The organism is Pseudomonas sp. BIOMIG1BAC (assembly GCF_001705995.2).
Lineage (GTDB): Bacteria > Pseudomonadota > Gammaproteobacteria > Pseudomonadales > Pseudomonadaceae > Aquipseudomonas > Aquipseudomonas sessilinigenes.
The window spans coordinates 3,599,610-3,613,076 of sequence record NZ_CP049045.1 but is presented as its reverse complement, the minus strand read 5'-3'; the positions used below and the strand labels follow the sequence as shown (position 1 = coordinate 3,613,076).

Below are 13,467 nucleotides of genomic sequence, written 5' to 3'. Positions count from 1 at the left end.
GGCGCGGTACTGCCTGGCACCAGGCTTCGCGGCAAGTATCAATGGCCCTGGCGAGCCCTGACAAAACGACGCAGGGTCTGGCCGGGGCCAGTCTGGAACCGCGTCGGGCGTGGCTGGCCAGTGTCGGCGGCAATGAACACGAACTCATCGTCGGTCAACTGATAGCTGGCCGGCAGCGGTTGCCCGGCATCGGCTCCGATCGAATCGACCCAGGTAATGGACTTGGGATCGGTGCTGCTGTCGAGCGTGAAGCTGCCAGCCAGCAACAGCTGGCCGTCTACCGTCACCACGCGAAAGTTCTGGCCCTCGATCCGGGTCTGGGCGCCTGGAGCGCTGTGCTCGTCAGGAGGATTGAGTATGCCGCTGTCCTCCATTTCGACCTGCTCCCAGGTGCCTTGCAGGCGTTGCAGTTCCAGCAGGTCGCTGGTGATGGGCATTGTAGAGCTCATGCTGGTTGATTCCTTTCAGAGACAGGGGTCAGTTGAAGAGGTTGCGACCAATGCAATAGGTCAGCAAGTCCAGGTCACTTTGCACGTCCAGCTTGCGCATGGCGGATATCTTCTGCGCACTGATGGTCTTCGAGCTGCGATTCTGGGTACGAGCAATGTCGCTGACACTTTTGCCGGAGACGAACAGCCGCAGTATCTCGAATTCCTTGGGTGAGAGGGTAGAGATACGTTCATCGATCGCCACATTCGATTCTGGTACCGAGCGGATGAGGGAGGTGTGGCTCCGGTGGGCGCTTTTCTGGGCGATGGCCCTCAGGGCGAGCTGGATTTCCTCATGCAGTTGGTTCTTCTGGATCACGCCCACCACTCCTAGCTCATGTAGACGGGCCAGGATCAACGAGTTGGAAATCACGGTCAGGATCAAGATCTGCGGGTGCGGAAAGTTGCGCTTGATGTATTCCACCAGCTTCAGGCCGTCGCCGTAGGGCGAGCTTCCAGGCATGTTGTAGTCGGTGATGATCAGGTCTACATGTCGGGTTTCCAGCAACTGGACCAAGTCCCTGGAGCACACGGCTTCACCCACGATTTCGAAACGCTCGTCGCGCTCCATCAGCTCACGGACTCCGAGCAGCACGATAGGGTGATCGTCAGCAATGATGACTTTGAGCTTTTCCATGAGAAATGCACTCGTGTAATAGACAAGTTAGAGAATAAGAATGACAGGTCGAGAAACGACCTGCATACCGCGTGTCGTCATGCAAGCAGCGACAGCAGTTCGGATAGCTGTCGCATCAGTTGCCTGGTCTGTACCACCAGTTGTGGGTTCGATGGGGATTCCAGCAGGCGACATTCCATTTCGGCACAGGCCCTGGACAAGGTGCTGGCCCGAACCGCACCCAGGCCCCCGGCAATGCTGTGCAGGCGTTCGGCGGCGGCCTGCAGGTCACCTTGATGCAGCGCCCGATCCAGCTGTCGCAGGTCCTGGTCCATGGTCTGGAGAAACAACGGGCGCATGCGCTGTGAAATCTGAATGTGTTCACCAGTGGCTAGCGTCGTGCCGTAGAGGAATTCCTCAGGAGGGCTGGCAGTCTGCGAAGGTGCCGGGCTGGCGGGGTGAGAAGGCTTTTCGGCGCCCACTGGGCAGAGTCGCGTGAGCTGCTCGTACAAGCCTTGCAGGTCGATGGGCTTGACCAGCCAGCTGTTCATGCCCGCCGCCAGGCAGCGCTGGCCTTCTTCACGCAAGGTGTTGGCGGTGATACCGATGATGGGCAGTTGCAGGTCTTGGCCGCGCAACTGTCGGGCGAGTTCATAGCCGTTCATCACGGGCATGTTCACGTCGGTCAGCACCAGATCGAACAATTGCGGTTGCCAATGTTCCAGCGCCTGTGCGCCATTGCTCGCCTGGGTGACTTGGCAGCCCAGGGTGTGTAGCTGCTCCAGGATGATCGCCTGGTTGACCGGGTTGTCTTCGGCTACCAGTACATGCAGGTTCAACAGCCGTAGGGCTTCAGGCTGGCGGGGGGCGCTGGGCAGGGGCAGGCCTTGCCGGGAACGCGAGGCCGCTTGGGCAATGGCACGAATATCGTGGGCATCGACTGTCCTTGGCTCGCCCGGGCTCGCGTTACCGACGGCATTGATGCACAGGCCGGGCCACGAGACCAGGGTGTCCCGGGGCAGCATGTCGATGAGCAACGGGGGCTGCGGTTGTTCGTCCCAATCAGTAGGCACCGCAGAGGCTTGGATGCCCAGGCGCTCGAGCCATTCGCAGGTGTTCTTGAGCAACTCGGGTATCGGTGCCCGGACATACACGGGCGGCCCATCGGGGAATGACTGGAGGCCGGGTAAGGCGCCTGCCAGGCGCGGTAGCTGCAGGCGCATGGAAAAACTGCTGCCCAGGCCGGGTTCGCTGGTTACCTGCATGTGTCCCTCCATCAGGGCGCAGAGGTGGCGGGAGATCGCCAGGCCCAGGCCGGCCCCAGCCTGTGTCGAGGTGTCGCGCACTTGATAGAACGGATCGAATAGATGCTTCTGTTGCTCCGTCGAGATGCCGATGCCGGTATCGGTGACTTGCCATTCGATGCTGGCTTGCTGCTCGTCCAGTTCCAATACCCTGGCCCGCAGCACCACCCGGCCGCTGTCGGTGAACTTCAGTGCATTGTCCAGCAGGTTGCCGAGAATCTGGCGGATCCGTTCGGCGTCGCCCTGCAGCAGCGCGGGCAGGCCAGGGTCGATGCATCCATAAAGCAGTATCCCGTGATGTTCGGCGAGGGCTGCATGGGTGCGCAGGAGGTCCTCCAACAGATCCAGGGGACAGAACTCCACCGGTTCTATCTTCATCTGCCCTGATTCGATCCTGGAGAGGTCCAGGACGTTGCTGATCAATTGCAGCAGGTCACCCGAGGAACGCTGGATGGTTTGCAGGTAGTCGGCCTGGCGTGGGTCCAGCGCTGTCAGGCCGAACAGCTCCAGGGTCCCGAGCACGCCGTACAAGGGCGTACGGATCTCATGGCTCATGGTGGCCACGAACAGGGCCTTGGCTTGATTGGCGGCATCCGCCGAGCTCCTTGCTTGCTCAAGGGCCTGGGCACTTTTGATTTGCCAGGTGATGTCATTGAAAACGCAGAGCACCGCCTCCTGGTCCTGGTAGCGTGTGGCGGCGAACCTGACTTGCAGGTACCGCCCTTCGATCATCAGGCACGATTCCGTGCCGTCGATGCACTGTGGGTCCTGCTCCAGCAGTGCCAGCAGGTCACTGGTAATGGCTTCCTGCCGGGCCAGGGGATTTTCCAGCAGGACCTTGAAGTCTTCCCGACCCAGCACGCACAGGCCCGTGGGCGAGGTTTCGATGACCGTGCGGTTGAAGGCTTCACTTTCAGCAACGCTCTGTTGCGCCAGGGGGTGAGGTGCCTGTTCCCAGGCGCGATACCAGCGACTGGCACTCCAGCCACAGGCCACGGCTCCGGCCATCAGGCCAAGCAGGCTGGCCAGGGCCCACAACGCTTGGCTGTAGAGCTCCCGGTAGCTGATGTTGTAGAAGCCGGTCCAGAGAGCGGGGGTGTGACTGGTGAGCTTCAGGGTCATGCCTTGCCAGCCAACGTTCAGGCCCTCGTGCAAGGACTCGGTCGGTTCTCGAGAGCCGACCAGGATGTTACCCGCGGGATCGACCAGGGTGAGTGCGTCGTAGGCTGTCGAATCCTTGAGGCGTTCGACGTTCTGGATGTCATCGAGCTCCAACAACGAGGCGACTCGTGTCTCGCCTTGATTTGCAGAGAAAGGGCGCTGAGCGGAGCCCATATGCAAATTGATGTAGGCCAGCATGCCTGGGCGCAAACCCAGCGCCTGGGAACCGGGGTATTGTCGCCAGCGAACCTGGTGGCTCGCAGGCCACCCCTTCTCCAGGGTTGCCTGGCCCAACTCCAGCATCGCCGTCGAGGCCACGTGTCCAGAGCCGTTGCGGTCATTTTGTGTGGCCAAGGCGGCGATATCGAGGTTACCGCACGAGTTGAACATAAAGGCTCGCGGTGTCTGGTTGCGTGATGAGGACCAGAAGGCCTGGTAGAGGCTCGAGAGCTGCAAGCCGAGGGCGAAGATACGAGGTATCTGGCGCAGCGCCGGATCGAGGGCGAGAGACGTTGTCGGCGAGCGTGGGATGTTCCAGTTTTCGCAGTCCCGGGATTGCGCCAGTAAATGGCTGAGCTCATGCAAGTCGCCGGTATTTCTGCCCGACCAGTCGATCGGGTCATAAGCGGCTACTCGCCTGAGAAACAGTTCCTGCTCCTGAATGTGTTCCATCAGCCGGGTGAAATGAAACCTGATGTTGCCGGATTGCTCATCGATCGACCGAGCCACTGTCCAGTACATGGTCCCCAGCAGCAGTGCCAGGCTCAGTGGCGCCAGCAGCACGGGGTACACGCACAATGGCTTGCGAGCCGGGCTTTTCAAGAGGACTGCGCTGTCATTCATCACTCATTCACCAAGCAGGTTTGTGGGCTCAGGTATCGCGGCTTCAATTTCAACAAGGCATTTAGCGCTACAGGTAAAGGGCGAAAGGACGTTGAGCCACCGGCCCTGCATCCTTGTGGCGTCACCCGGGATGGCGGCAGGTCATTCGGCGCCAGGTTCGGACGTGGCTGCCGGAGGGTTTATCCAGGGTCGCTGCCTTTGCTCGCCCTTCGCCAGGAGCGCAGTCGAAGGCGGTGTCGGTCATGTTGGGTTCTGGTCGGCGAGGCCCGGGGCGTCACGGGCGGTTCGTGCATAAATCGACAAATAGTTGAACAAGGCCCTCAGGGCGAAGGGCTTGACCAGGCAGTGGTTCATCCCGGCTTCGGCGCACTTCTCCTCTTCACCGCGCATGGCTTTGGCGGTGGCGCCGATGATCGGAATCGCAGCGTCCCGCCGGCGTAGTTCCCTGGCCAGTTCATAGCCATTGATCTTGGGCATGTTCACATCGGTCAGGACCAGGTCGAAGTGGCCGCTTTTCCAGATGGCGAGGGCCTCTTCACCGTTGCGTGCCAACTCTACGCTGCAACCGAGTTCTTCCAGTTGGTCCTTGAGGATCAGTTGATTGATCAGGTTGTCCTCGGCTACCAGCACATGCAGGTGAAGCGGCTTGAGTTCGCGGCTGTCGGGGTGTTCCTGGCCCGGTTTCGACCATAGGCCCTGGGCCTGGCCGACCGCCTGGTGGAGGGCGCGCAGATTGTTGCAGTTGACTTGCCAGATACCATCCTGGCTCCGGGTCTCCTGGTGGCCGTCGCCACTGGCAAGCACCAGTGGGCCTGGCCAGTCGGGCTCCAGCCGGCGCTCCAACGGGCCCGGGTGCAATTCGATGAGCAGCGTGTCGCGATTGATGCCGACCACGTTGGGCGAGCAAGGCTGGGCCCGTGCGCCCCAGCGTCGCAACCACCCGGCCAGCGACTCGGCCAGCTCGCGTACTGGCGACACGACATAGATGATCTGTGGCAGCAAGGCGCCGATAGTCGGGGGGCGGGGTGGCGTGGTGGGAGTTTCCAGCGGCAGGGTCAGGGTGAAGCTACTGCCCAACCCCAACTCGCTGACCGTACGGATGTTGCCATTCATCAGCTGGGTCAGGCGTTGGCAGATCGAAAGCCCCAGTCCGGTACCGGCGATGACGTTGGTATTGCCCTCGGACTGGTAGAACGGCTGGAAGATCAACGCCTGGTCGCCCTGGGCGATACCACGGCCAGTGTCGGAAACCTGCCAGACGATGCTGTCGTGCTCGTCTTCGTGGCGGTTGACCCGAACGCGCAGGACGATACGTCCGGAGTCGGTGAACTTCACCGCGTTGTTCAGCAGATTGCTGAGGATCTGGCGGATCCGCGTGACATCCCCGACCAGCAACTCCGGCAACTGTGGATCGATGCACGCATAGAGTTGCAGGCCCTTGGCCTGGGCGGCGGCTGCATAGCCCTGGACGATCTCGTGCACCAGGTCCAGGGCGTTGAATTCGCTGAGCTCCAGGGCCAATTGTCCGGCTTCGATCTTGGAGACATCGAGCACGTCGCAGATCAACTGCAACAGGGTCCCGGAAGAGCCCTCGATGGCCCGCAGGTAGTCTTTTTGCTGGTTGTCCAGCGGGGTGCGGGAGAGCAGCTCCAGGGTGCCGAGGACTCCGTACAGTGGCGTACGGATCTCATGGCTCATGGTCGCCAGGAACAAGGTCTTGGCTTCGTTGGCGATGTCGGCCAGGCGCCGGGCTTCCTCCAGGGTCGCCTCGATTTGCTTGCGCGCACTGATATCGCTGAAAGCACAGAACAACACGTCTTCGCCCTTGTAGCGGGTGGGCGCCGAGCTGAGATAGAGGTGGCGCCCGTCTGCGGTTTCAAAGTAGTCGGTGCTGTTTGCGCGTCCTGGATCGAAGGCTTGCTCGATCCAGCCGGGACACAATTGCTCGCGTTCGCTGCTATTGCCCAGCCACTGTTGGGACAGGGTGTTTTCCAGTACCAGCCGGCCATCGCTGCGGCGCAGGACACAAAGGGCTACCGGGGCGATCTGGATCACGTCGCGGCTGAATGCCTCGCTTTCGATAAGGGCCTGGATCCGGTGCATGGCTGGGGCGAGCACGCGTATCTCTATCCAGTGGGTCAGCAGCCAGATCAGTGCCATGCCGAACAGGCTGATGAGCACGGCAGCGATCAGTTGCGGCAGCAGGTTCTCGAGCAGGGTTCGCAGCTCGAAGAAATAGACCAGTTGCCAACCCGAGGAACCTAGCTGCTTGCGCATCACCAAGTGTTCGGACCACCAGTCGCCACCCAGGACGCCAAAGAAACTATCGCCCTGGACCTGCCGTATGGCCTCGGCCAGTGGCGCGCTGGAGACGCTGCCCAGAAGCACGCCACCCAGGGAGTTGAACATCATGAACTCGCCTGCACTGCGGTTCCTGAGGGCATCAGAAACGCTGGCGCCGTCCATTTCCAGACCCAACCAACCCGAGTCGGCGAAGCGTTCGTCCAGGCGGGTGAAAATGTACAGGTTGGCAGAGATCGAGGTCTGGTCCATCAACCATACCTCTTCACCCGGGGGTGTCTGCCCAGGCTTCAAGGCGGTCAGCCTGGCGAGTAGCGACAGCGGTAGATGAGAGGTTTCGGGGCGCGGGTTGAACAGGTACTGCACTTCGGGTTTTTGTCCAGGGTGGACGTAGAGCAGCGTCAACTGTTTGCTCTTGAGGTAGTCGCGCATGCGCCGGGTGAGCCATACGCCCCAATGGTCCTCTTCTGGTGATCCCAGCTTCAGGTGGACTTCTTCGGTGGAGTCGAAACCGGTGGCTGCCTGAGGCTTGTGCACGGCCGACAGGCTCAGGCTTTCCAGCAAGGCCTCGCGGGAGGTGAAGAAGGTCTGGGCCTCGGCAATGGCGCTACTCATGTAGCTGCGTCGCTGAGAAAGCTCGTTGTTGAGGGTGGAGCGCATGAAGTTGTAGACCGCGCCCAGCAGCCCGATCAGGAAAACCAGCGCAACGATACGTAGCAGCCTGCGAACTGCTTCAGGGGAGGAAAATAGTGGATTGATCTGATGCAGATAGCTTTTTAATCTCATGCCCGCCACTGTAAATGGGGGGTATGCCAGGCAGGGATCAGACAATTCTCAAATTGTCGGGTACAAAGTAGTTTTGTTGAAAGTGACAGCTACGACTCATGTGTGTCGCTGGCCAGAGTGTCTGCGACAACCCCCTGGGCAGGGCCGGCAGGAGGTCAGACCATTTCCAGGTGCTGCTTGCGTCGGGGGGCGGGGAAGGCCAGGTCCAGGGTTTGCAAGTCCTCTGCCTGCAACTGTAGCTCGCAGGCCTGGGCGTTGAGTCGGACATGCTCGGGATGCACGGCCTTGGGGATGACCAGTACGCCTTCCTGGCGCAGCAGCCAGGCCAGGGCCACCTGGGCCGTTGTCACCCCGTGCCGCTGGGCCACTTGCTGCAGGGCCGGCTCGGCGAGCAGGGCGCCGCCCTGGCCGATCGGACAGTAAGCCATGATCGGCATCCGTAACTGCTGGCAGATGGGCAACAAGTCGAACTCGATCCCTCGGGACTCCAGGTTGTACAGCACCTGGTTGCTGGCGCAGGCCGGTGTGCCGAGCTCATCCAGGTCCATCACATCGAAGTTGGAGACCCCCCAACGGCGAATCTTGCCGTCCTGGCGCAGGCGCTCGAAGGCCTCGACGGTCTCGGCCAGAGGATGCTGGCCGCGCCAATGCAGCAGATACAGGTCGATGACCTCGCAACCCAGGCGTTTCAGGCTGCGCTCGCAGGCCAGGGGCAGGCCCTTGGCGCTGGCGTTGTGCGGGTAGGCCTTGCTGACCAGGAATACTTCATCGCGTCGGCCGCTGATGGCCTGGCCGACGACTTCTTCGGCGCCGCCTTCGCCATACATTTCGGCGGTATCGATGAGGGTCATCCCCAGGTCGATACCCATGCGTAGCGCGGCGATTTCCTGTTGGCGTCGTCCGCGATCCTCGCCCATGCGCCAGGTGCCCTGGCCAATGACCGGGACTTGTCTATCTGCGAGCGGCAATTTGCGCATGGCTACCTCCTGGTGTCGTTGGCAAGCGGGTGGGCGAGGGCCACAGAAAAGCAAAGCGATTGGCAATGGTCAAGACGGCATTCCGGGGCCCTGGCAGGGAAGGCCGAGAAATCCAGCCTGGCATTTTATATTTCCAAAAAGAATAAAATACTAATTATTTATTCCTTTGAAGGCTTTTGCCGAAGGTGCATGTTTAGCACCAGCCGCTCAAGTCCTGAGTCCGCTCTCAACAAGGGAAGTTCCAGCATGACCATTCAAGCGATCAACGTACGCAATCAGTTCAAGGGTGTGATCAAGGAGATCCACCAGGGCCAGGTGGTCTCGGAAATCGACGTACAGACCGCCTCGGGCATTGTCACCTCAGTGATCACCACCCGATCGGTGCTGGACCTGGAGCTCAAGGTCGGCAGTGAGGTCATCGCCTTCGTCAAGTCCACCGAGGTCTCCATCGCCAAGCTCTGAGGCGGTGCCTTCGGACGTGGTCATTCACAGGGGAGTGGAACATGCCGCCTTCGCTCGATATCACCGCCTTGCCTGTCCTGGACCTGGCCCAGCTGGATGCTCCCCGGGAGCGCCGCCAGGCCTTTCTCGATGACTTGCGCCAGGCCGCGCGGGACGTTGGTTTTTTCTACCTCACCGGGCATGGCATCGACAGCCGCCTGCTGAGCCAGGTACAGGAGCAGGCCCGGGCCTTCTTCGCCTTGTCCGAGGCCGATAAAGCAGCGGTGGACATGATCCACTCGCCGCACTTTCGTGGCTACACCCGTGCCGCCTCGGAAATCACCCGTGGCCGGCCGGACCTGCGTGAGCAGTTCGATCTCGGCGCCGAGCGCCAGGTCCTGGCCCGGGACCCGCAAAGTCCGCCCTGGGCTCGCCTGCAAGGGCCCAATCAATGGCCGCGACAGCTACCGCAACTCAAGCCATTGCTGTTGGAGTGGCAGCAGGCGATGACCAGCATGTCCCTGCGCTTGCTCAGGGCATTCGCCCAGGCCTTGGCGCTGCCGGAACAGGCTTTCGATGGGCTGTACGGTGAAAGCCCCAACGAACACATCAAGCTGATTCGCTACCCGGGCCAGGCTCCGGGACAGGGCAACCAGGGCGTTGGGGCCCACAAGGATTCCGGATTCCTGAGTTTCCTGCTGCAGGACCACCAGGATGGCCTGCAAGTGGAAGTACAAGAAGGGCGCTGGATCGATGCGCCACCCCGGGAGGGCACACTGGTGGTCAACATCGGGGAGCTTCTGGAGTTGGCCACCCACGGCTACCTGCGGGCCACGGTGCATAGGGTGCTATCGCCGCCAGCGGATCGCGAGCGCCTGTCCATCGCGTTTTTCCTGGGAGCCCGGCTGGATGCCCGAGTGCCGTTGTACCCGTTGCCCGAAACCCTGCAGCGCGAGGCCCGCGGGCCTGCCAGCGATCCTGATAACCCGTTGTTCCGCGATGTCGGTTGGAACTACCTCAAGGGGCGCTTGCGTTCCCATCCTGATGTGGCCCGACGCTTCTATGCCGATGTGCTGGTGCCCGACGCGCTGGGTGCCTGAGCCAATCCGTTGATCACAAGGACCTAGCCAATGCTGAAGAAGAACCTGCTCGCCCTGGCCCTGTTGGCCAGTTCGGGGTCGTTGCTGGTGACCGCCGTTGCCCAGCCGCTGCGGGTGGCCGCCGACCCGGTGCCGCACGCCCAGATCCTGGCTTATGTGCAAAAGCTCGATCCGCAGCTGGAGCTGAAGGTCATCGAGATCCCCAACGGTGTGAACTCCAATGAATTGCTGGCCCACGGTGACGTGGACGCCAACTACTTCCAGCACCTGCCATACCTCAAGTCCCAGGAGCAAGCCCTGGGGCAGCCGTTCGCGGTAGTCGCCAGCGTGCATATCGAACCCCTGGGGATCTATTCACACCGCCACCCGGGGCTCGAGCAGGTCCCCCTGGGTGGCACGGTGGCGGTGCCCAACAACGTCACCAATCTCAGCCGTGCCTTGTACCTGTTGCAGGACTATCGATTGATCCGTCTCAAGCCGGGTTTCAATGATCCGGCGCGCGATCAGGCCACGCCCAGGGACATCGCCGAGAACCCCCGGCAACTGAAGATCCTGGAAGTGGAGTCGCCACAGATCCCCAGGGCCCTCGAGGATGTGGACTTGGCGGTGATCAACGGCAACTACGCCCTGGAGGCCGGGCTGGTGCCGGCCAAGGATGCCCTGGGATTGGAGAAGGCCGAACACAACCCCTACGCCAACATCCTGGTGACCACCCCCGGGCTCCAGGATGATCCGCGCATTCGCCGCTTGGCCAAGGATCTCAATTCGCCCGACGTGGCCAGGTTCATTGCCCAGACCTATTCCGGCTCGGTCATCCCGGTCACGGAGCCGCAGCCATGATCCAGGTCGAACAGGTCAGCAAGGTGTACGGCGAAGGCCAGGCGCCAGCGTTGCAGCAGGTCTCGCTGAGCATTCCCGAGGGTTCGATCTACGGCATCCTGGGGCGCAGTGGCGCGGGCAAGTCGACCCTGCTGCGCTGCCTGAACCTGCTGGAGCGTCCCAGCAGTGGACGGGTGCTGGTCGATGGACGAGACCTGGGGCGCTTGTCCGGGGCTGAGCTGCGTCGCCAGCGCCAAGGGATCGGCATGATCTTCCAGGGTTTCAACCTGCTGCATTCGCGCACGGTGCTGGACAATGTCGCGGTGCCGTTGGAAATCGCCGGCCTGGCCCGCGAGCAGCGCCGCAACCGGGTGCTGGAACTGCTCGAACTGGTGGGCCTGGAAGACAAGGCCCAGGCTTTTCCCTCGCAGCTGTCCGGGGGGCAGAAACAGCGCGTGGGCATTGCCCGGGCCCTGGCCGTTGGCCCGCGTTATCTGCTGTCGGACGAAGCCACCAGCGCCCTGGACCCGGAAACCACCACCTCGATCCTGCAGCTGCTGGCTCGAATCAACCGAGAGCTAGGGTTGACCATTGTGCTGATCACCCATGAGCTGGATGTGGTGCGCTCGATCTGCACCCATGCTGCTTCGCTGGACCAGGGGCGGTTGGTGGAGTGCGGGCCGATCGGGTCGCTGCTGGCGGACCCGCAGTCCGTGCTTGGGCGGGCGCTGTTGCCGGGTTACAACCTGCCGGTTACCGGCGATCAGCTCCAGGCTGAACTGACCTTTTTCGACGACCAGCGCGCCGCGCCCTTGCTCGAGCAGCTCAGCGGCCAGCAGGCTGTGCCGCTCCGGGTCCTGGCAGCGGGTGTCGAGTCCGTGGCCGGCCGGCGGATAGGGCGCCTGCGGGTCGGTGCCGCAGGTTCCGACGCCAGTCGCTTCAATCACCTGTTGAGCGCATTGGTTCAGCGGGGCATTCGGAGTGAGCGCCTGTGAACCGCGGCCTCGATTGGCAAGAGCTGGCGCAGCTACTGCTGACGGCCACGGGCGAAACCCTGTACATGGTGCTGCTGGCGGCGCTGTTCACCGTGTTGATCGGCTTGCCACTGGGGGTGCTGCTATTCGTCAGCCGTCCGCAAGGATTGTTGCCAATGGTGCGGCTCAATCGCCTGCTGGGCGCCCTGGTCAACCTGGGACGCTCCTTGCCTTTCGTGGTGCTGCTGATCGCCCTGATTCCCCTGACGCGGATGGTGGTGGGCACCACCCTGGGCAGTACGGCTGCCGTGGTGCCAATCACCATCGGGGCGTTTCCGTTCTTTGCCCGGATCGTCGAGAACGCCCTGGACGAAGTGGACAAGGGCCGGGTGGAGTCGGTGCTGGCGATGGGAGGACACATCGGCCATGTGATCTTCAAGGCCTTGTTGCCCGAGGCGCTGCCGACCCTACTGGCGGGGCTGACCCTGACCCTGGTGCTGCTGATCGGCTTTTCCTCCATGGCTGGGGTCATCGGTGGCGGCGGCCTGGGGGACTTGGCGATTCGTTATGGCTACCAGCGCTTCAACAACCAGGTGATGTTCGCCACCGTGGTGGTGCTGGTCGTGCTGGTCCAATGCGTACAGTCGGTTGGCGATCGCCTGGTGCGGTCCCTGGCCCATCGGCGCTGAGCCCGAGGGCGCAGGCGATCAGTGGACATCCGGCAGTTGCTGCCAGCAATGGTCCAACCAATCGCACAGGGCACTGATCCGCTGCGGAACGAAGCGATTGTGCAGGCGCACCAGGTTCACCGGCAGCGTCGGCAACTGCCATTGGGGTAGCAGGCGCACCAGTTCGCCGCGCCTGGCCGATGGACCCAGCAGCCAGTCCGGGCCTGCGTGCAGCCCGGCGCCGGCAAGCAGGGCGCGGTGAATGGCGCCGAGGTTGTTGAGAAAGAAACGCGCATCGAGTTCGACCTTCGCCACTTCTGCCTGGTGCTTGAATGTGAGCTGCGTCGGGTTGTGTTCGGTCATCCACGAGTAAACCAGCGCCCGGTGGGCCGGGAGGTCCGCAGGCTGGAGCGGGGTGCCATGGCTTTGCAGGTAGCCCGGGCTGGCATACACGCCGTGGGACAGTTGCCCCAGGGGACGTGCCACCAGGGAGGAGGTGGGCAGGTGGCCGATGCGCAAGGCCACGTCGATGCCTTCTGCCATCAGGTCCAGGACCCGGTCGGAAAGCACCAGGTCCAGGGTCAGCTGTGGATGCTGGCCCTGGAAGTCGGCGAGCCAGGCACTCACGTGATGCTCCCCCAGGGCAACCGGGGCGCTGACCCGCAGGCGGCCGGAAAGCTCGGTCGCACTCTGGTCGAGGCTGCCAAGCAGGGCGTCCATTGCTTCGAGCAACGGACGCATGTGTTCGTAAGCCCGGGTTCCGGCCGGCGTCAGGCTAACTTTACGGGTACTGCGATTGAGCAATTGGGTATTGAGCCGATGCTCCAGGGCGGTGAGCTGGCGGCTGACGGAGGAGGGCTCCAGGTGCAGGTCGTCGGCCGCCAGGGTCAGGCTGCCGCGTTCCACCACCCGGAAGAAAATACGCCAGGCGGCGTTATCTTGAGTTTTGCGCATTGTGCAATTTGCTTTTGATCAGGCGGGCATGTCAA

The 13,467-nt window shown here is 62.3% G+C and carries 11 protein-coding genes; 5 read left to right on the top strand and 6 right to left on the bottom strand.

The window, feature by feature from the left end:
* Positions 1 to 38: 38 nt before the first annotated feature.
* The 5 genes from ATY02_RS16820 to ATY02_RS16800 all read right to left on the bottom strand — a co-directional run bounded on the left by ATY02_RS16820 (position 39) and on the right by ATY02_RS16800 (position 8,476).
* Positions 39 to 449 (bottom strand): TIGR03067 domain-containing protein, encoded by a 411-nt coding sequence (locus ATY02_RS16820; protein WP_068587312.1) that lies wholly within the window; start codon positions 447 to 449, stop codon positions 39 to 41.
* 28 nt (positions 450 to 477) lie between these two features.
* Positions 478 to 1,125: a response regulator gene (locus ATY02_RS16815; protein ID WP_068587315.1), complete on the bottom strand. Its 648-nt coding sequence runs from the start codon at positions 1,123 to 1,125 to the stop codon at positions 478 to 480.
* Positions 1,126 to 1,202: 77 nt separating this feature from the next.
* Positions 1,203 to 4,412 carry a hybrid sensor histidine kinase/response regulator gene (locus ATY02_RS16810; protein ID WP_068587317.1) on the bottom strand — a complete coding sequence of 1,070 codons (3,210 nt, stop codon included), beginning with the start codon at positions 4,410 to 4,412 and terminating at the stop codon, positions 1,203 to 1,205.
* Between the two features lie 240 nt (positions 4,413 to 4,652).
* Positions 4,653 to 7,499, bottom strand: coding sequence for an ATP-binding protein (locus tag ATY02_RS16805; RefSeq protein ID WP_068587319.1), 2,847 nt, complete (start codon positions 7,497 to 7,499; stop codon positions 4,653 to 4,655).
* 155 nt (positions 7,500 to 7,654) lie between these two features.
* Entirely contained in the window at positions 7,655 to 8,476 is an 822-nt protein-coding gene (locus ATY02_RS16800; protein ID WP_068587321.1) for an aldo/keto reductase, read from the bottom strand.
* 246 nt (positions 8,477 to 8,722) lie between these two features.
* Between ATY02_RS16800 and ATY02_RS16795 the strand changes: the two genes are divergently transcribed.
* The 5 genes from ATY02_RS16795 to ATY02_RS16775 are packed head-to-tail and all read left to right on the top strand — an operon-like array spanning position 8,723 to position 12,499.
* Complete coding sequence (locus ATY02_RS16795; protein WP_068587324.1) at positions 8,723 to 8,938, top strand: TOBE domain-containing protein; 216 nt, start codon at positions 8,723 to 8,725, stop codon at positions 8,936 to 8,938.
* A gap of 41 nt (positions 8,939 to 8,979) precedes the next feature.
* Positions 8,980 to 10,017, top strand: a complete 1,038-nt coding sequence (locus tag ATY02_RS16790; RefSeq protein ID WP_068587326.1) for an isopenicillin N synthase family dioxygenase — start codon at positions 8,980 to 8,982, stop codon at positions 10,015 to 10,017.
* Between the two features lie 30 nt (positions 10,018 to 10,047).
* Positions 10,048 to 10,857 (top strand): MetQ/NlpA family ABC transporter substrate-binding protein, encoded by an 810-nt coding sequence (locus tag ATY02_RS16785; RefSeq protein WP_068587328.1) that lies wholly within the window; start codon positions 10,048 to 10,050, stop codon positions 10,855 to 10,857.
* Positions 10,854 to 11,831, top strand: a complete 978-nt coding sequence (locus ATY02_RS16780; protein ID WP_068587331.1) for a methionine ABC transporter ATP-binding protein — start codon at positions 10,854 to 10,856, stop codon at positions 11,829 to 11,831. The genes ATY02_RS16785 and ATY02_RS16780 overlap by 4 nt, the downstream gene beginning before the upstream one ends.
* Positions 11,828 to 12,499 (top strand): methionine ABC transporter permease, encoded by a 672-nt coding sequence (locus ATY02_RS16775; protein WP_068587333.1) that lies wholly within the window; start codon positions 11,828 to 11,830, stop codon positions 12,497 to 12,499. Before ATY02_RS16780 ends, ATY02_RS16775 begins: the two co-directional genes overlap by 4 nt.
* An 18-nt stretch (positions 12,500 to 12,517) precedes the next feature.
* Here the strand turns inward: ATY02_RS16775 and ATY02_RS16770 are convergent, their stop codons facing one another.
* Positions 12,518 to 13,432, bottom strand: a complete 915-nt coding sequence (locus tag ATY02_RS16770; protein WP_068587335.1) for a LysR family transcriptional regulator — start codon at positions 13,430 to 13,432, stop codon at positions 12,518 to 12,520.
* Positions 13,433 to 13,467: the final 35 nt, after the last annotated feature.